This window comes from Candidatus Dadabacteria bacterium (assembly GCA_009837205.1).
In the GTDB taxonomy this organism is placed as follows: domain Bacteria; phylum Desulfobacterota_D; class UBA1144; order Nemesobacterales; family Nemesobacteraceae; genus Nemesobacter.
In genome coordinates this window covers 112787-131326 of sequence record VXTZ01000012.1, presented here as the reverse complement: position 1 = coordinate 131326, position 18540 = coordinate 112787, and the positions used below count along the sequence as shown (strand labels likewise).

The 18540-nt window shown below is 51.0% G+C and carries 16 protein-coding genes; 10 read left to right on the top strand and 6 right to left on the bottom strand.

The features are described from left to right. Window positions 1-190 precede the first annotated feature (190 nt). Window positions 191-811 carry a hypothetical protein gene (locus tag F4Z13_02410; protein MXZ48100.1) on the top strand — a complete coding sequence of 207 codons (621 nt, stop codon included), beginning with the start codon at window positions 191-193 and terminating at the stop codon, window positions 809-811. A 93-nt stretch (window positions 812-904) separates the two neighbouring features. Here the strand turns inward: F4Z13_02410 and F4Z13_02405 are convergent, their stop codons facing one another. Further along, window positions 905-2116: a DUF1015 domain-containing protein gene (locus F4Z13_02405; GenBank protein MXZ48099.1), complete on the bottom strand. Its 1212-nt coding sequence runs from the start codon at window positions 2114-2116 to the stop codon at window positions 905-907. Then, window positions 2109-2753, bottom strand: coding sequence for a threonylcarbamoyl-AMP synthase (locus F4Z13_02400; GenBank protein MXZ48098.1), 645 nt, complete (start codon window positions 2751-2753; stop codon window positions 2109-2111). The genes F4Z13_02405 and F4Z13_02400 overlap by 8 nt, the downstream gene beginning before the upstream one ends. Window positions 2754-2768: 15 nt before the next feature. Between F4Z13_02400 and F4Z13_02395 the strand changes: the two genes are divergently transcribed. From F4Z13_02395 to F4Z13_02380, 4 genes are read left to right on the top strand one after another with little or no spacing between them, the layout of a single operon-like run. Then, window positions 2769-4256: an FAD-binding protein gene (locus F4Z13_02395; protein ID MXZ48097.1), complete on the top strand. Its 1488-nt coding sequence runs from the start codon at window positions 2769-2771 to the stop codon at window positions 4254-4256. Between the two features lie 51 nt (window positions 4257-4307). Beyond that, complete coding sequence (locus F4Z13_02390; GenBank protein ID MXZ48096.1) at window positions 4308-5618, top strand: FAD-binding oxidoreductase; 1311 nt, start codon at window positions 4308-4310, stop codon at window positions 5616-5618. An 11-nt stretch (window positions 5619-5629) separates the two neighbouring features. Continuing rightward, window positions 5630-6424: a DUF3891 family protein gene (locus F4Z13_02385; protein MXZ48095.1), complete on the top strand. Its 795-nt coding sequence runs from the start codon at window positions 5630-5632 to the stop codon at window positions 6422-6424. Then, complete coding sequence (locus F4Z13_02380; protein ID MXZ48094.1) at window positions 6234-7709, top strand: 4Fe-4S dicluster domain-containing protein; 1476 nt, start codon at window positions 6234-6236, stop codon at window positions 7707-7709. Before F4Z13_02385 ends, F4Z13_02380 begins: the two co-directional genes overlap by 191 nt. Window positions 7710-7728: 19 nt before the next feature. Here F4Z13_02380 and F4Z13_02375 read toward each other — a convergent pair whose 3' ends face one another. Then, window positions 7729-8025, bottom strand: coding sequence for an HU family DNA-binding protein (locus F4Z13_02375; GenBank protein ID MXZ48093.1), 297 nt, complete (start codon window positions 8023-8025; stop codon window positions 7729-7731). A gap of 158 nt (window positions 8026-8183) precedes the next feature. Here F4Z13_02375 and F4Z13_02370 point away from each other — a divergent pair, with 158 nt between their 5' ends. Beyond that, window positions 8184-9323, top strand: a complete 1140-nt coding sequence (locus F4Z13_02370) for an efflux RND transporter periplasmic adaptor subunit (protein ID MXZ48092.1) — start codon at window positions 8184-8186, stop codon at window positions 9321-9323. Between the two features lie 27 nt (window positions 9324-9350). On the opposite strand, the gene F4Z13_02365 is transcribed toward F4Z13_02370, so the two are convergent. Both F4Z13_02365 and F4Z13_02360 read right to left on the bottom strand, forming a co-directional pair. Continuing rightward, the gene (locus F4Z13_02365) at window positions 9351-10514 is read right to left on the bottom strand and encodes a cysteine desulfurase (protein ID MXZ48091.1); all 1164 of its coding nucleotides are present in this window, start codon (window positions 10512-10514) and stop codon (window positions 9351-9353) included. Between the two features lie 29 nt (window positions 10515-10543). Continuing rightward, window positions 10544-10936 carry a hypothetical protein gene (locus tag F4Z13_02360; protein MXZ48090.1) on the bottom strand — a complete coding sequence of 131 codons (393 nt, stop codon included), beginning with the start codon at window positions 10934-10936 and terminating at the stop codon, window positions 10544-10546. 87 nt (window positions 10937-11023) lie between these two features. Here F4Z13_02360 and cofE point away from each other — a divergent pair, with 87 nt between their 5' ends. The 3 genes from cofE (at window position 11024) to F4Z13_02345 (ending at window position 13822) form a co-directional block, all read left to right on the top strand. Next, complete coding sequence (cofE, locus tag F4Z13_02355) at window positions 11024-11800, top strand: coenzyme F420-0:L-glutamate ligase (GenBank protein ID MXZ48089.1); 777 nt, start codon at window positions 11024-11026, stop codon at window positions 11798-11800. 14 nt (window positions 11801-11814) lie between these two features. Next, the gene (locus F4Z13_02350) at window positions 11815-12498 is read left to right on the top strand and encodes a glycerophosphodiester phosphodiesterase (GenBank protein MXZ48088.1); all 684 of its coding nucleotides are present in this window, start codon (window positions 11815-11817) and stop codon (window positions 12496-12498) included. Between the two features lie 157 nt (window positions 12499-12655). Continuing rightward, on the top strand, window positions 12656-13822 hold the full coding sequence (locus F4Z13_02345) for a cysteine desulfurase (protein MXZ48087.1): 1167 nt from the start codon (window positions 12656-12658) through the stop codon (window positions 13820-13822). Between the two features lie 42 nt (window positions 13823-13864). Here F4Z13_02345 and F4Z13_02340 read toward each other — a convergent pair whose 3' ends face one another. Next, a complete protein-coding gene (locus tag F4Z13_02340) occupies window positions 13865-14905 on the bottom strand; it encodes an N-acetyl-gamma-glutamyl-phosphate reductase (protein ID MXZ48086.1) in 1041 nt (346 codons plus the stop codon). Between the two features lie 351 nt (window positions 14906-15256). Here F4Z13_02340 and F4Z13_02335 point away from each other — a divergent pair, with 351 nt between their 5' ends. After that, a complete protein-coding gene (locus tag F4Z13_02335; protein ID MXZ48085.1) occupies window positions 15257-18373 on the top strand; it encodes an efflux RND transporter permease subunit in 3117 nt (1038 codons plus the stop codon). Window positions 18374-18540 lie beyond the last annotated feature (167 nt).

Below are 18540 nucleotides of genomic sequence, written 5' to 3'. Positions count from 1 at the left end.
CACGATGCGTCACAGGTTCCTGCTGCCGCAGTATAGCCAGGGATAATGGCGAAGGACTGGTGTCGAGAGACACTCGGTTCTTGATGAGTAAGAAAGAGGAGGGAGACCTTAACGGTTACCCCTCCTCTTTTTTTTTGCCTGAATTATGTATCGCCCGTTGCCCATAAGATAAGCGACAGGAGGCTTGATTGTGAGCAGGAAAAAGAAAAGGATTGCGCCGATAACAGTACCCAACAAGTTAGTTGAAGATCCTCTTCTAAACCTGTTTCTGGAACGGGAGACACTTATGCTTACCATAAACGGTGCCCTTAATACTCGCAATCGCAATTATCCAATATATTGCAACACTGATAAGAAGAAGAGAGATGAATTCCGTGAGTCGCTACGTGGCCAACTCAATTTAAAGCTGGAAGAATATCGGGCAGGTGAAGTCCAAGATGACCGGCATATTGCCAATATCAAAAATTTATCATATACCCTGAGTAGACATCATCACGAAATATTATTTAAGGGCAAGTTTCGTATTGGCACCGCTCAGAAGGCGTTGAATCTTTATCTCAAATACGGTTGGGCTCGTGGGATCATTCCAGAACCGCCCCACTGCCCTATTGATTCGATTGTGCTTAAGGAGATTAATAAATACCCGAGCGACGCACGGTGCGAGATTTGTCGAAAGACCTGGACGGAGATAGATACCATTGAAGAGTATCTACATTTTATCGATAAGGCGAGGATAGAGGCCAACAAAAAAGGACAAACTCTCGCACGTTGGGAGTTGGGGATATGGCAAACTGCCACGTTCAAGAGTTGAAGAAGTCAGTTACCTAAACCAGAGATACTGAAATGGCAGACAGCGATGGAATGGGGTCGGAGCAATTAGCAGGAGTGAATTCCCCTTTTTTTCTTAACGCCAGAGAGGGTTGAATATTAATCCGGAGAGAATTTTCGGATAAAAGTAGGTGGTCTTGTGAGGCATCTTGGTTCCGTCGAGAACCACTTTGAATATGTCCTCCGATTTTAGCTTGGGAAGAAGAAATCCGGCCTCAAATTCCCCGTTGTGCACGTTCTCGAATACTTCTTCTGGGAACTTGGAGTATCGTACACCCGCCTTGTCTTCTTCTATCAGTGCTCCGAACACTTGGCTGTGAAGAATTATCACGGCGAGGTTCTCATAGTCTTTTTCACGCGCCGTCTTGGGAGTAAGCCTGAAGGTTCTCTCGGGGTCCTTGGTTACAACGGATATCTGGTCCGGGCCGAGATCAAGCGAGCGCTCAAGCGCAATTCTCTCGACTTGGAAATCTTCCCGCAGATTGTCAATCAGGTTATCTCCGACTTTTCTTGCTATCCTGTGAGTGGGGTTAATTATAAGTCCCTGGCCTTCTCCGCGCGAGAGATAGGTCATTACGTAGTCCCAGGGCATCTGTCCTGAGTTTTCCCCCGTTTCTCTTCTCTTCAGGTCTCTGAAGTTTATCGAGGTTTCATAACGGTGGTGACCGTCTGCGATCAGGATGGATTTGTCCGCGAGGCGGCTTTTTACGCGTTCTATGATTTTCGGGTCGGATATCTTCCAGAGAGTATTTCTTATTCCTTCCTCAAAGATGACGTCCACAAGCGGCTCTCCGATATTTTTATCTACATCTTCCTCGACCTCTCCCGAGGCGTCGGGATAGACGCAGAAGATCTGGCTCAGGTTGGAGTTGCATGCGACTGTGAGCGCCAGCCGGTCTTCCTTGTGTTTTCTGAAAGTCTGTTCATGTGGCAGAACGATTTTCTTGTCGAAATCTTCAACCTTTAGGTTCGCTATGAACCCTTTTCTTGTGTAGCGTTGCCCTTCGAACTCGAAATTCTGGTAGTAAGGGTAAATTGAAGGCTCGTCATCCCTTATGAGCACCTTGTCGCGAAGCCACTTCGAATAGATTTCATTCGCATTTTGATAACGCTGCTTGCCTTCTCCTTCGGGCAGTTCAATTCTCACGGCGTTAAAAAGACTTTTGGCGAAGAGTTCCTCGCGTTGCTGCGGGCTTATTACGTCATAGGGAGGAGCGATGACTTTCGCGAAGTCCTCGACCGCTTCCTTGCTGTATCTTATACCTCTGAAAGGTTGTATTTCAGCCATGAAGAATCTTCTCTATTTCGGTTACGGAAAGATCGCCCTCTCTGATAATCTCGGGTGACGTGGTCGTCAGGTTCACTATCGCTGAACCCATTGAGGGTGGAAGGTTACCAGAATCAACGATAACATCAATCCCGCTCGGAAAATCCCTGCGGATATCAGCAAACCGGTTTGAGTTGCCCCTGCCGCTTATGTTCGCGCTCGTAGAGGTTACGGGTTCTCCCACGCGACGAAGGATCTCTTTTGCGAAAGGGGAAGTGGAGATTCTTGCCGCGACCGAGTCTCTTCCTCCCGACACCTCTTGTGGGAAAACGGATTTCGGATGCAGTATGAGCGTTAGGGGTTTTTGGCTGCGGGAGTATCTTTCGAGCAGGTCGCCGGGAACATGGAAGTGACGATCAAGCATCTCCTCATCACTTACGAGGACTATAAGGCCCTCGCCTCCGGATCTTTGTTTTATCCTTACTATTCTCCGGCAGGCCTCCCGATCAAACGCAAGACAGCCGATCCCGTAGAGAGTTTCGGTCGGGTATACGATCACCCCTCCGCCCTTAAGACATTCGGATAGCTTATCAAATACGAGCGGATCGGTTTCTTTGATGGTTTCAGTCAATTTTTCGCGTTCCCCGGGTTCCGATATACTATAAGTTTAACGATGGACTCGCAAGCTGTAAAAAGAACCGACAGATGGAAATCCCGTATCGCCTCGGAACTTGTGGGAATCCTGGGAGCCGGGGCGGTTATATCAGCCAAGGATGAGCTGATCGCTTATGAAAGCGACGGGCTTACGGGATACAGGGTAACACCTCTTTTCGTTGTTCTCCCTTCAAGTGCGGAGGAAGTCTCCCTAGTTGTAAAACTCTGCAATCGCGAGAAGATTCCTTTTGTTCCGAGAGGGGCGGGAACCGGCCTCTCTGGCGGCGCTCTTCCCAGTCGCGAGGGAATAGTGGTATCACTTTCAAGAATGAACAGGATTCTTGACGTGGATATCCCGAACCGCGTTGTTGTGGTCGAGCCCGGAGTGGTCAATATTTCCGTAACCGATGCCGTGAGTGCCGAGGGATTTTACTACGCTCCCGATCCTTCAAGCCAGATCGTGTGCACAATAGGGGGCAATGTCGCGGAGAATTCTGGTGGAGTTCATTGTCTTAAGTATGGAGTCACGACCAACCATGTGCTCGGAGTGGAGATGGTTCTGCCCGACGGAGCAGTGGTCACGCTTGGAGGTCCTACCCCGGAGAGTCTCGGATATGATCTTCTTTCGCTTGTGGTCGGAAGCGAGGGGCTCTTGGGCATAGTGACCAAGGTCTTTTTGAGAATAATAAAAAAACCTCAGATGGTTAAAACTCTTCTTGCCTCGTTTGAGAGAATCGAGGACGCCGGGGCGTCGGTTTCCGCGATCATTTCTTCCGGGGTTATTCCCGCGGGAATGGAAATCATGGACAATCTCAGCATAAACGCCGTGGAAACCACGGTAGGTGCCGGATACCCCAGGGACGCAGGAGCCATTCTTCTCGTGGAGCTTGACGGACCCGGGGCAGAGGTTAGCGCACAGGTTCCTGCCGTAACCGGGATACTTCGGGAAAACGGTGCGATTGAAATAAAGCTGGCGGCGGATGAAAACGAGAGACAGCTTTTCTGGAAGGGGCGTAAAAGCGCTTTTGCCGCCATGGGGAAAATAAGTCCCGGATACTATGTACAGGACGGCGTAATTCCCAGGAGCAGCTTGGCTAGGGTGCTTGGAGAGATAGGGGAGCTCGGCAGACGGTACGGTCTTCGGGTTGCTAACGTCTTTCATGCGGGAGACGGGAATCTTCATCCGCTGGTGCTTTATGATCCCGAAGTTGAGGGGGAATCCGAGAAAGCCGAGGAACTTTCCGGCGAAATTCTCAGGGTATGCGTTGATGTCGGCGGCAGTATTACGGGAGAACACGGTGTGGGTTTTGATAAGAAGATGTTTCTTCCGCTTATGTTCAGCGAACAGGAAATAGACACGATGAATCTCGTGCGGTGCGCTTTTGACGAAGAGGGGCTCTGCAATCCCGGCAAGGTGTTCCCGACTCCTAGAACGTGCGTTGAGCCCGGGATGCAAAAACGAGGTTCCGAAACTGCTCCCGCGAAGGAAATGGGGGAGCTTTTCTAGTAGAGCGGGGCCCGTGTTCAAGGTTTAACGATCCGTTGGTTTGAAAAAAGGATGTCTCACGTAACAGAACTCTCCAAGATGGTTTCAGCTTCCCATGTTCCCGTTTCCGGGGATACGGGTTTAGATGTTCCCGAATTCGGCTTCTCTCCCGAAGTAATTCTCTATCCCGAAACCGTCGAGGAGATATCCCGGGTCCTCGGATTTGCTTCACAGAAGGGCATCCGTGTTTTTCCTTTTGCGGGGGGCACCAAGCTTTTTCTCGGCAACCCGGTCGGCGCGGTCGGCGCGGCGCTTTCACTCAAGCGTCTCGGCAGGCTTCTGTTTCATGAGCCTTCTGACATGGTTTCCACGGTCGAATGCGGGATGGAGGTGAGAGAGTTTCAGAATGCAGTTGGGCGCGAAAACCAGCTTTTTCCCGTGGATCCGCCCGGTCTTGACTCCGGAGCCACTGTGGGGGGGCTTTTGTCGACGAATCTTTGCGGTCCAATGAGCACCAGATACGGCACGTGTAGAGAGCTTGTCTTGGGAGTCAGGGCCGTGAGGGCTGACGGTGAGATCATAAACTTGGGAGGGAAAGTAGTTAAAAACGTAGCGGGTTATGATATTCCCAAGCTTATGGCAGGTTCGCTCGGCACCCTGTGTGTATTGGCGGAAGCGACTTTCAGATTATACCCACGCCAGCAATTCTCAAGAACCCTGGTTCTGGGTTTTGACAATCATGTTTCCTGTTCCCGGGCAGCCGGAGCGATACTTGCTGCGGATGTTGTTCCCACATGCTTTGAAATACTTGACGAGGAACTCTCTTCGGAATTTGCGGCGGCACCGGGGGCTAAAAGAAGTATCCTGCTTAGATTCGACAGCTTCGAAGAGGCAGTTATCGAGCAGATAAAACAGGTGAGCGAGATAACCTCTGGTGATTTTGCCTCCTTCATCGAGATGGACAATCAGGATTCACAGGAGTTATGGGATTCGGCAAGGGAATTTCCGTTTCCGTCCGGGGCAAGTTTTTCCTCGAAGCTCACCCTCCCCGTAACTGCCTCAATCGAGATTCTCTCCGATATTGAGAGCAATCCGGCACTCTCGGGGGTCACAGTGCGCTGCCTTTCGAGGCCCGCCAGAGGGGTTGCGCTTGTTTCGGTAAGCGGTGGAGATGAAGAGGCTGTCAGGGCGGCACATTCTCTTGAGAATCTTGCCGATTCGCTCGAGGGCCGTATCATGTTCTCGGGGGTCCGCCGCGAACTCAGGGAGAGGATAAAAGCGTGGGGAGATTTTGGAGAGGCGCTTTTTCTTATGAAGAACATAAAACGGCGTTTTGATCCGGGAAACATTCTGCCCGGCGAAAAAATATTCGATGCAGACTGAGGATACGGATTATGATAAGAAGGGAATCCGATAAGGGGTGGACGCTCATAACGCAGCCAAATCACGCTTTTCTTTCTTCAAGAATAATGGATTTCTGGGGCAATGATGATTTCGAGACCATCGCTCCTAGAGATGAAGTGATGCTTGCGATAAGGGAACATGACTGCGGGTGGGAGGAAACGGATTCCGCGGCCGATCTTAACTCGAAAAACGGCTATCCGAGAAGTTTCATGGAAATGCGGCCCGAAAGCCAGCTTGAGATATGGTCTGAGTGTTTCGAAAAACATGCCGGCGAGCATCCATACGCCTGCGCGCTCATAGCGCTTCACTTCTCCGAACTTAACGAAAGGACCATATCCAGAAACCCAGATAACAAGGCGGCCGTTTCGCTTAGAGAGAAAATTAGGGAATTCCTGCTGCGAAGCTTGGAGATCAGGGTCGGGGATGAAAACCCGAACGGATACCTGCCTGCCGATGTCCAGACCAATCTCAGGTTCCTTCAGGTGGGTGACATAATATCGCTTGGCCTCTGCCACGGATCAAGATCAGTCACTGTTCCGGGCGTTCCGATTAATTACCTCGGAGACACGGTGGAAATGGCCCTGTCATCAGAGGATGGACTTAACTATACGATCTGCCCAAATCCTTTTTCTCAAGACTCTCTTCACTTTGATATATCCGGCCGAAAACTCGGGAAAAAATCGTTTGGAGCCCAAGAGGAACTCAAAGAGGCTTTTCATAGCGCGAGTCTCGAGACTTTCGGTTTTTCGATTTCTTCGGGAGCGGAGGGACGCAATGTCGCTTGAGACCGCTTTTGACCATACAGATCGCCCGAGCAAGAAGATAATACAGGACTGCGTTCACTGCGGGTTCTGTCTTTCATCTTGTCCCACCTATCTTGAAACCGGAAACGAACTCGATTCTCCCAGGGGAAGAATACATCTGATAAAGGCCGCGGAGGAGGGAAGAATTCCGATGGGCGAGTCGCTTGTAAAGCACCTTGATCTGTGTCTGGGATGTCTTGCCTGTGAGACTGCGTGTCCCTCTGGAGTTAAGTATGGAAGCCTGATAGAGATGTCGAGGGGACAGATTGAAAGGAGGTTCAAGAGGGGGCTGGGGGAGAAAATTCTTAAGGCCTTCATCTTCAAAATCTTTCCCTATCCCCAAAGGTTGAAGGTTCTCCTGCCGTTTGTCTACCTGGTAAAAACGCTTGGCCTGAAGAGGGTTTTCCCGCCGTGGCTTCTTGACAGAATAAGTCTCTCGGCTTCTTCCATGTTTCATATGCTGCCCGAGGTCAACTCTGCTTTCGGGGAAACTCTTTCGGCTTTTTATCCGGCAATTGGAGAGAGAAAAAAGAAAGTTGCTCTTCTGAGCGGTTGTGTTCAGGGGGTCTTCTTCCCGGAAATAAACAGGGCAACGATCGAAGTGCTTCGCGCAAGTGGCTGCGAAGTTTTTGTTCCCAAGAACCAGGGATGTTGCGGGGCCCTTTCTGTTCATTCGGGAAGGCTTGAGGAAGGAAGGGAGTTCGCAAGAAAACTGGTGGCCCTTTTCGCCACCTTAAACGTAGATGCCGTAGTCGTTAATTCCGCCGGATGTGGTTCCACTATGAAGGAATACGCCGAGATCCTGCATGAGGACCCGGTCTACTCCGAAGCCGCAGCGCAGCTCTCAGCGAAAACCGTGGATGTAATGGAATTTCTTTCAGATGTGGAAATAGAGGCGTCGCTGCGCCCTCTTGATATAAAGATTACTTATCAGGACGCATGCCATATTGTTCACGGACAAGGGATACGGTCTGCTCCAAGAGAGCTTCTAAGAAGCATCCCGGGAGTGGAACTCGTCGAAATGCAATGGTCGGATCACTGCTGCGGAAGCGCCGGGATATATAATATCGTGCAACCGGAGATGTCCGCCAAACTTCTCTCAGGGAAAGTAAGCGAGATAGAGAAAACCGGTGCTGATTATCTGGCCGTCGGGAACCCTGGGTGCATGATACAGATCCGCAAGGGACTGCTCGGTTTAGATTCCAAGACCAAGATTGTGCATCCAGTAGAAATTCTTAACTGGTCGCTGAGAGGCAACATCAACTAGGTAGAGCGTGGAGACAGCTTTAACCTAGCACAGAATCTTTGCAGGCTTTCGCCACGCGGAACTTCAGGACCTTTCTTGCAGGTATGCTGATTACTTCACCGGTGGCGGGATTTCTCCCCATTCTGGCACTACGATTGCTGATAACCAGTTTGCCGATTCCAGGAATCGTGAATTCTCCTTTTTCCTTTACCTCTGCACATGCAATTGACGCTATAGCATCAATAACGGTTTTGGCTGTCGCCTTGGTTATTCCCGCCTCCTCTGCCAAGCTGGTTGAAAGCTGGGATTTTGTTAAAGGTTTTCCGTTCACTAACATCCTCCTTAAAATCTCTTAGTAATTATCGGGAAATTCTGGCTAAAAGTCAATCTTTTTTACCGGCTATTCCTATTTTTGCCGGTTGTTGCTAAATCGCCAGATTCTCAATATTGTTATGAATGTCTTTTTTATTGAAGCTTTTGTGGGTGGAAAAATAGATGAGATCTTGGTTCAGAGAAAGAAAAATGAAGAACTGGGTGACTCTGGTTTTAATATCTCTTGGGTTCCTCTTGGTTCTTTTTCTCCTGTATGCGAGGTTTCTTCACGAAAGGGAATCAAGTGCACAGGGTCACTCTGAAGATAACGTCCACAGGCCCATAAAAGTGATGACGCCTGTTGCGTCCCCGGGTTCAGTTTACACCGAAGTTCTCGGAAGAGTCCGTGGCAAGCAGACCGTTCTGGTCCGAACGACCGTTTCGGGATGGGTAAAGCGGATAGATTCCGGTAGAGGTCAGGAAATCGAGAAGGATGGAATTATCCTCGAACTCTACGATTACCGCGTGGAAACACGGCTTGACGAGGCGAAATACAATCTTGAGTCCGCCAAGGGGAAGCTTTCCGAAGCTGAAAGGGTATACCGCAGGAACGCGGCTCTTTTTGAGAAGGGAATAGTCTCTGAGGACGAGACTGAAGCGTCACAAAACCTGCTTGAAACCGCCTCGGCTGGCGTAAAGGCCCTTGAAGCTTCTTACAAAAGGGCCAAGTGGAATTACGAAAACCTCAAGATCCGCTCCCCTATCCAAGGCCAGGTTGTCGAAATCGTTCCCGACATTGGGCAGGAGACAAGAAACGGAGATGTGGTGGCCAAAGTCGTTAATCTAAGCGGCAGGAAAGTCATAGCCGGTGTGGACGTGTCCGTTGCCAGAAGCGTCAACAGGGGAGATGTTCTTGAGGTATCACTTACAAGAGACGGCACGGTGGAAACCGTCGCGGGCGAGGTTGACGGCGTGAGTCCGGGTTCTGATGATTTCTCGGGCACCTACGATATCGAGATTGCCATATCCGATCCCTCGGTAAAGTGGTGGCCTGGGGAAATGGTTTCCGTAAAAATACCGGTGCAGACGCTTGATAATGTCGTCAGAATCCCCAAGACGGCTGTCTTGTCCGACGATAAAGAAAATTTCTCTTTCGTGCTGGTTGAAAAAAATGGAGAAGTTCTCAAGGCTAAAGTGGCACCCACGTGGATAGATGATAACTCGGCCTACATATCCTTTGATTCCCTTCCTCCAGATTCCAGAATCATAACCGAGGGGAGCTTCGGCCTTCTTCCCGGTCAGCCGGTAAGGGTTGTCGACTGATTTTCCGTTTCCCCGGGGTGCCCGGGTTCAGCAGGGCTGGCTACTGAGAAATTCGCACTTTTCCCGGACTATCTCTGCCGCTCTTTCTATCTCCTCGAAGGTGTTTTCCGGGCAGAAGCTGAATCTTATGCTTGAATACGCATGCTGTTCATCAAGCCCCATGGCGGTCAGAACGTAGGATGGCGTAACGTCGAAATTCGTGCACGCGGAACTCTGGGAACACCTTATTCCCGCCTCGTCAAGAAGGGAGACCAGCTTTCTTCCGTCAGTTCCGCCGAAATGGATATTGGTGGTATTGCATATTCTTTCCCCGCCGCCCCCGTTAACCGAGGTGTCCGGGATGGATTCGATTATTATTTTCTCGAACCGGTCGCGAAGATCTTTCATCTTTCCTATGGCCTGCTCAAGCCTTGTGTGCCTTATCTCGCAGGCGGTCCCAAAGCCTGTTATGCCCGGAAGATTCTCGGTCCCGGGACGAAACCCTTCCTCCTGGAATCCTCCGAAAAGAAAAGGATTCACAAGCAGCCTGTCTTTTGCGTAGAGAACCGCGGCGCCCTGGGGACCGCTGATTTTATGAGCGGTGAAAGAGAGAAAATCCACGTGAAGCTTCGCAAGATCAACCTCGAGCTTGCCTACAGCTTGGGCCGCGTCGGTGTGGAGAAGCACTCCGTTTTTCCTGCAGACCTCGGAAATGCTCGCTATATCCTGTATAACTCCGGTCTCGTTGTTAACCCACTGCACGGAAACTAGATCGGTTTTCTCGGAGATCGCGTTTTCGAGTGTTCGGATGTCAAGAATCCCTTGTCCGTCCACCTCGAGCATTTCGATGTGCACGTCGTTTAGTTCGAGGAAATTGCACATCTTCATTATCGAGGAGTGCTCTACTTGGGTTGTGACAACGTGCGGCTTCTCTTTTTTCATGGTGCAGGAATAAAAAACCATGTTGTTTGATTCCGTACCGGAACTTGTGAATATGAGGTCCTCGGGGGAGCATCCCACAAGATCGGAGGCCCGTTTTCGGGCAAGGTCCATGCGGTGCCTCGCCCGCTCTCCGGCCGAATGGGCGCTTGAGGGATTGCCGAATCCCTCACCCATGGCTTCGTGCATGGCCTCAGTTACTTCGGGAAGTGGTCTTGTAGTTGCGTTGTTGTCAAGGTAGATTTCGCCGGAAATTTCCTCTGTACACCCCATTATAAAGCTAATAATACACGATTTTGTGGCTAAGGTGTTTCTTCCGGCAGGTCTTCGGGCAGGAGAAGGGTTATGCAGGGTTCCTCGGAGTCTTTCGTTACCGGACCTAGGTAGGAAATAACCTGAAATTCCCGGCCTTTTCCGTCTTTGGTAACCGAAGCGGTGAAATTGATCACGTTGGTTCTCTTCGTTTTTCTGGTTGCCCTTATAGACGACACGAGAGGGGAAAGTATTTCCTTTAGCCTGGTGTTTTCATCCTCGCCGCGGGCCGAAGCCTCGGAATCGGGTTCCATCATTTCCTTTTTAAGTGAGGAGGTTACGAATATGCGGATCATGAGACCTGATTCCCTCGCCACGCCGGATACCTCGAACTGCTTTTCAAGCTCAAGGTCGGTTTCTCTCTCCAAGTAAAATTTTTCCATTTCTCTCCCCCTTGCTATTGATAATATATACTAGATGGTTTAGTTGGTAGATACAAAACGCCGCCGCGGCATCGGGAGAGTTTCCGCATGGACAAGACTGGAGAAATAAGATTTGTTCCCTTGAAGGGGATTCCGGAAGTGAAGGAGGGGGACAGCCTTGGGGAGATGATTCTGCACGCCGCCGCCCGTGAGGGATTTTCGTTTCTCGACGGGGATATAGTTGTAGTTGCACAGAAGGTGGTTTCAAAGGCCGAAGGCAGGGTTGTTAATCTCTCCCAAGTGGAACCTTCGGGTTTCGCAGTTACGGTCTCCGAAGAGGTTTCAAAGGATCCGAGGTTGGTGGAGGTGATTCTCGGGGAAACTAGGAGAATCGTAAAAATGGACGAGAGAGAAAGCGGCAAGGGAAGACTTATAGTTGAAACGATCGGGGGGCTCGTGCTGGCAAACGCCGGCGTTGATGCGTCGAATGTTTCCGGGGGCGAGGATGTCACACTTCTTCCGCTTGATTCTGATCGCTCCGCTGGGGTTATAAGAAAACATATAGAACAGGAAACCGGAAAGTACGTAGCTGTCATAATAAGCGATACCGTGGGACGTCCCTGGCGGGAAGGGCTCACCGACATCGCCATTGGCTGTAGCGGCATGAGGCCACTTTCTGACCGCAGGGGAGAGGCCGATACCAAAGGTCTTCTGCTTACGGCAACCGAGATGGCGACCGCGGACCAGGTAGCGTGTGCCGCGGGCTTGCTGATGGAGAAAACCGCGGCTCTGCCCGTTGTGGTAGCGCGCGGGGTTGAGTACATCCGGGGAGAAGGAAGTTCGGATGAACTGATCAGAGATCCGGCCCATGACCTGTTCAGGTAATTCCCCCAAATTCCATGAAAGGTTTTTTCGAAAAAGATTTCCTCCTTATCTCTCACCGCGGCGCGAGTCATTACGAACCGGAAAATACTCTTCGCTCTTTCCGCAGGGCCCTGGACATGGGGTCTGCGGTGATAGAGTTTGACGTGAGGAAAAGTCTTGACGGCCGCTTGGTCGTCATTCACGACCGGACGGTGGACAGGACCACGGATGGTAAGGGAGCCGTTTCGGGGAAGACGTTTTCTGAACTTCAATCTCTTGACGCCGGTTTCGGGGAGCGGATACCGACTCTTACAGAGGTTTTTGAGAATTTCGCGGGGCGCTGCGGACTTGTGGTCGAACTTAAGGAAAAAGGTACGGAAGAAGAAACTGTCTCGCTTATAAAAGATCATGGTCTTATAAAAGATGTAGCGGTGGTTTCTTTCCGCGAGGACTGCCTTCGTGCTGTGAGGGAACTTGATCGTTCTATTACTACGGGCCTTATTACGGTTTTCGGCTTCGGGTGCGTGAAGAAGGCTCTTTCTCTCGGCTGTCGGGTAGTTGCTACAAATCACCGTTTTATGACACGCCGCCTCGCTTCGGAAGCCCGAAGAAGAGGCCTTTTTGTGTGCTGCTGGACGGTTAACGATCCGAAACGAGGCGAAAAGCTGGCCGGGATCGGGATTAACGGAATTATCACCGACAAGCCTGACCTGATCTAAAGTTGGCTGGCCGGTGAGGCTGATCTTGCCCCCAAGACGTTAACCCGCTGAAATAACTTGAATCCGGAGTACTCCCGCTGTCCTGTGTCACAGTGATTTACGCGGTCGATCGGTTATTATTCGCTGTTGTGCAAGCTGTTTAAGCAATGGTGAGAAAATGTCGCCTGATAACGGACATTCCATATATCTTGACTATAACGCGACTACGCCTCTTGACCCGCGCGTTTTGGAAGAGATGATTCCATATCTTGCCGGAAATTATGGGAATCCTTCCAGCATTCATTCTCCCGGAAGCGTTGCGCGCGCGGCGGTTGATTACGCCCGCGAAAGGGTATCAGGTTATCTCGGGGCGAGGCCGGGAGAAATAGTTTTTACCTCCGGGGGCAGTGAAAGCAACAATTTCGCCATAAAAGGCTTGGCCTACGCTCTTTCTGACAGGGGTAACCACCTGGTTACGACCGTGGTCGAGCACGCCTCGTGTCTTGAAGTGTTCAGGTTTCTTGAACGCAGGGGTTTCGAAGTCACCTATCTTCCCGTGGATTCCTTCGGACGGGTCTTCCCCGAGCAGTTCCGGGAAGCGATTACCGAGCGCACGATTCTTGTTTCCTGCATGTACGTGAATAACGAGACCGGAGTTGTAAGTCCGATTCGCGATATAGGGGAAATTGCCCGCGAGAGGGGGGTGGTTTTCCATACAGATGCGGTTCAGGCTCTGGGAAAGATGGAAATCGATCTTACCGGTCTGCCGGTTGACATGGCGTCTTTTTCCGCCCACAAGATATGCGGTCCTAAGGGGGCGGGAGCTCTTTACTTGAAAAAAGGGATTGGCCTTGAGCCTTTCGTGCACGGCGGGGGGCAGGAGAGGGGAAAGAGATCGGGAACGGAGAACGTAGCGGCCGTCTGCGGATTCGGTTATGCGTGCGAGCTTCTGCGCGGGGAGCTTGAGACGGAAAACGAAAGACTGGGGAAGCTGCGGGACCGTCTTTTCGAGGAGCTTTCCCGGAGAGTAGGGGATGTTTACCTGAACGGACATCCCGACACCAGAGTCTCCAACACCCTTAACGTTGGCTTTCCAGACACTCCGGGTGATTCGGTGGTAATGAATCTCGATACTGCCGGAGTGGCGGTTTCAACTGGTTCTGCCTGCTCCGAGGGAAACGTTGACCCTTCCCACGTGTTGGTTGCCATGGGGCTCGAAGAACAGGAAGCGCTCTGCTCGGTCAGGTTCAGCTTCGGCCGTTTTACCCGTTCGGAGGAAATCGACAGGGTGATCGAACTTCTTCCCGCGATAGTGGAGAGAATAAGGACGCTTCAGGATTTCTGACGGGATGTCATGCCGGCGGGCAGCATATATTTACCCCTCAAATTAGGGATAAAGCGGGACAGAGTCAAGTCCCAGGCTCTCTGGAAGGTCGAGCATGATGTTCATGCTTTGTATCGCCTGTCCCGATGCCCCCTTTACTAGGTTATCTATGGCGCAGACAATTACCGCAGTTTTCTTCTCTGGGTTTGTCCTTATTCCTATGTCGCAGAAGTTTGAACCCCTGACGCAGGAAGTGTTCGGAAAAGTCCCCTCGGGAAGAATCCTCACGAAGGGCGAGTTCTCGTAGAATTGTCCCAGGGCGTCCAGCAGTTCCCGGGTCTTATGGCTTCCCGAGAGGTTTACGTATATTGTCGAGAGTATCCCCCTGTTTATCGGTACGAGATGCGGTGTGAAGGCGACTTCCACCTTGCTGCCTAGAAAATCCGAGAGTCCCTGTTCTATTTCAGGGGCATGACGGTGCTCGCCTACCTTGTAGGCTTTCATTGCTTCGGAGACCTCGCAGAAATGAAGATCAAGCGAAGGGTTCCTTCCTGCTCCCGAAGCTCCGGATTTGGAATCAATTATGATTCCCTCCGTCTCCACCATGCCGTTTTCAAGAAGCGGTGCGAGTGGAAGGATCGAAGAGGTTGGATAGCATCCGGGGTTTGCCACCAGTTTTGTCTCCGATATCCGTTCCGCATGCAGTTCGGGGATTCCGTAGACGGCGTTTTCGAGAAGATGGGCGCACGGATGATCCCCGTACCAGTCCCTGTAGGTGCCTTCCCTGAGGCGGAAATCCGCCCCGAGATCGATTATCCTTACGTCCCTTTCGTAGATTTCTTCTATAAGCTCGGCTGATGCTCCGTGCGGAAGCGCGGCGAATACCACGTCGGTGTCGTCCGGGATGAGAGAGGGGTCCGAACTGCTGAGCTCGAGATCAGCTATTTCTCCAAGGTGCGGAAAGACCTCGGCTAGGGCACGACCTGCGTTCCTTGACGCTGTTAAATGCGAAATACTGGCCCGGGGATGTCCCCTGAGGAGCCTTATGAGCTCTGCTCCCGTGTAGCCGCTTGCTCCCAGAATACATACGTTAAGATTTTTCATCACCGTGAAACGATACTACGGGAATCAGAAAAACTCAATCCGTCCCCGGCAATTCAGATATTTGTCCTGTAGGTGGGATGAGTAACCTTAAATTCTTGATATCCGTTCCGGAATTTCCAAGGGTTCTCGGGGAATTAGGCGGCGTTTTATTATCCGGTACAATTACTAGAGGCGTTTTGAGGCTGTGGTTTACCGCAGACCGGGTGGAAACTCCTTTTAGCAAGGCAAGATAAGGTTTCAAATCCGCAGGAGAAAAGCCTGCCGATACCGAAAAGACATACCGCTTGATCAAGTTCCCGTACGCTCGGGATCATAATTGGGCGCACACTAAGAATTGTCGACCGATTCTCTATGCATATCGCCAATTTTTCAGTAAGAAACTCCTTTTTCGTGAACCTGCTGATGGGAGCCATAATACTTATAGGGCTTCTGTTTTCATTTTCTCTTCCCCTTGAACTGTTCCCGTCGGTAAAACTCGAAATGGTGACGGTAACCACATCTTTTCCGGGTTCCTCCGCTGAAGATGTTGAGAATCTTGTAAGCGTTCCCATTGAGCAGCAGATAAAGAACGTCTCCGGTGTCAAGATTGTAAAGTCCGTTTCTTCCGAAGGGTTCTCGCGCGTTACTGCTGAGGTTTACCCGGGTGAAGACACCAGAAGGATCGCCTGGGAGATTGATTCCAAGATCAATCTGATAGCAGACGATCTTCCCGAGGACACAGAGAAACCCGTAACAAAAGAGCAAAAGGCGAGTTTTCCGCTGGTGAGCGTTTCGGTCTCAGGGGACATGCCAAGAGATATTCTCTATAGCAGCGCCAGGAGACTGCGGGATGAGCTTGCGCTTTTAGACGGCATTGACAACGTGACTTCCGTCGGACTGCCTGACCCGGCAATATGGGTGTATCTGGATTACCCGAAAATGGTGCAGTTTGGACTGGGGATTAAGGAGATTTCAGATGCCATCAACGCGAGAAATCTGGATATCCCCGGGGCGAATTTTACTGGGAACAGTGCTGATTTTCTGCTTAGAACCGAGGGAAAGATAAGATCTGTGGAGGATCTTCTCAATATTCCGGTCGCCCGGAGCGTTGAGGGTAAACATGTTCTGCTCCGCGATGTGGCGACGGTCACTCTCGGAGAACAGCGAGAGGACCTGAGATCGAGGATAAACGGCCGTCCTGCGATTACTTTCTGGGTGGAGAAGCAGAAAGACGTTGATATCCTCGATACCGTCGACCGCATAAGGGAGCTTACTGAAAAGTACGAAAACCAGTTTCCCGAAGATTTGGAGATAACCTTGGCGTTTGACAGGTCACACTGGGTGAAAAGCCGTCTTCGGACCATGCTTAAAAGCGGGGCTCTGGGGTTTGTTCTGGTAGTAATCCTCCTCACTCTTTTTCTTGATCGCAAGGCGGCCTTTATAGCCGCCCTGGGGATTCCCGTTTCTTTTCTGGGGGCCGCGATATTAATGAAGATGACCGGCACAACGCTCAATGTCCTTTCCATGTTCGGTCTTATAATGATGCTGGGGATGGTAGTGGATGACGCCATAATCGTTGTTGAGAACGTCCAGAGATATATATCAAGGGGAATGGAGCCGCTGAGGGCGGCGGTGGTGGGGACAAAAGAGGTTGCCTGGCCAGTGGTCGCGACTGTGCTTACCAATATTGCGGCATTTACTCCCCTTCTTCTTGCCACGGGGTTAATCGGACAGTTCCTTTCCGTAATTCCCAAAGTTGCCATCTTCGCTCTTTGCTTCTCCCTTTTCGAAGCCTTGGTGATCATGCCATCTCACTGTGCCGACTGGCTTCCGGCAAACGGCACAACGAGATCTCCTCGCGGAAACGCGCCGCTTCTGCGCGTAAGAGGCCTGTATCTGCGGGGACTTCTGTTTGCGCTTAGAAACCGCTATGCGGTAATAGGATGTTTCACGGCTATCTTTGCCGTTTCGGTCTTTATGTTTGTCCGGATTCCCAACGTAATGTTCTACCTTCATGATATCGAGGAGATAATGGTAAGGGTTGAGAATCCTCCCTCATCCAGTCTGGAGCATACAACCGCTTCGGTAGCCCAGGTGGAGGAAGCCGTGCGGCACAGCATCCCTGCTCATGTTCTTAAGAACACGTTGTCCATGGTTGGACTCGATATGTCGGACCCTGACAATATGTTTTCCACGGGAGATCACGTGGCCTCGGTTCTGGTTGAATACGAGGATTACTCCGCCAGAAAAGAAAATGCGGTTGAACTCTCTGAGATTGCGGAGAGTAGAGCAAGGGAGATGGTTACCGGAGCTAAACAGATTGATTTCCTCATGACGGTAGGTCCTCCTACTGGGAAACCGGTGGACGTCAAAATAAGCGGGGATGACATATCGGTGCTGATGGAAATAGCTTCCCGGATTCGGGAGTATCTGAGCAATCAGCCGGGGGTGAGTGCCGCGACCAGCAATCTTGTTTACGGAAAGCCCGAAGCGAGAGTCGAGATAGACGAGAGAAAAGCTGGGGTGTTCGGTATTGACAAGTGGAACGTGTCGCGGGAAATCAAGGCCCTCGGGGACGGTCTCACAGTTGCGAAGACCAGAGTGGGTGAGGAAGAGGCTGAGATAAATCTGCGATACGGAAGAGGAGAGTCCAGTGTTTTCTCGGTGAAATCGCACCAGGTCCCGACTCCTCTCGGAAGGCGGATTCCTATCGGCACCGTGGCGGAGATAACGGAGTCCAAGACGCCGCTTGAGATAAGAAGGGAGAAGCTTCGAAGAACAGTCACCGTAACAGCCGAAGTGGACAACCAGACGACTACTTCAAGGGAGGTAAACGCAAATCTTTCGCGTCATCTCGACGGTCTTCTGGAGAACTACCCGGGCTACTCGTTTCGGTTCGCAGGGGAGGAGGAGCAGTATACTCAGGCTATAAGCGACATAAAAAAGGCGTCGCTTTTGGCTTTACTTCTCATTTATCTCATTCTCGCAAGCATTCTGCGTTCCACTTTTCAGCCCCTTATAATAATGAGTGTGCTGCCTTTTTGCATTACGGGAGTGATCATAGCGATTCTGCTGCGTGGCGAACCCATGACGCTACCCGCCATAATCGGAATGGTTGCGCTTCTGGGAATAGTGGTCAACGACAGCTTGCTGCTGATGAATTTTATCAACCGAAGGGCGAAAAAGATGCCGAGCAAGGTGGTAGCGATAGTATTTTCCGCTAGGTATCGTTTCCGCCCTATCGTTCTCACCACGCTTACGACCTTCTCGGGGCTTTTCTCCCTGATGTTCGCCTACAAGGGCCAGGCGGGCATTCTCGCTCCGATGGCGGCTTCCCTGGGATTCGGACTTGTTTTTTCGACTTTCGTCATACTTTACCTTGTGCCCTGTCTTTATCTGGTTCTTGACGATATTGGCAAGCGGTTGCGGTATTTCACCCATCTGAGGACATTGGGGCCGGGTGGAAGGGATTCCCTGCAAGTTAGTTAATGACTAAGTACCCTGTACAATTACAAAAGTGCTTCTGGGGGGCTCGGCGACTGAAGATCGGGCGGAAGAGACCGATTAAGAACCGTTATGCTTGGTGTTCGTGTATCCGTTAGGGTGATTCAGTCACGCGACGAAATACGGTATTCTTTTCAAATTGATTTCTCTAT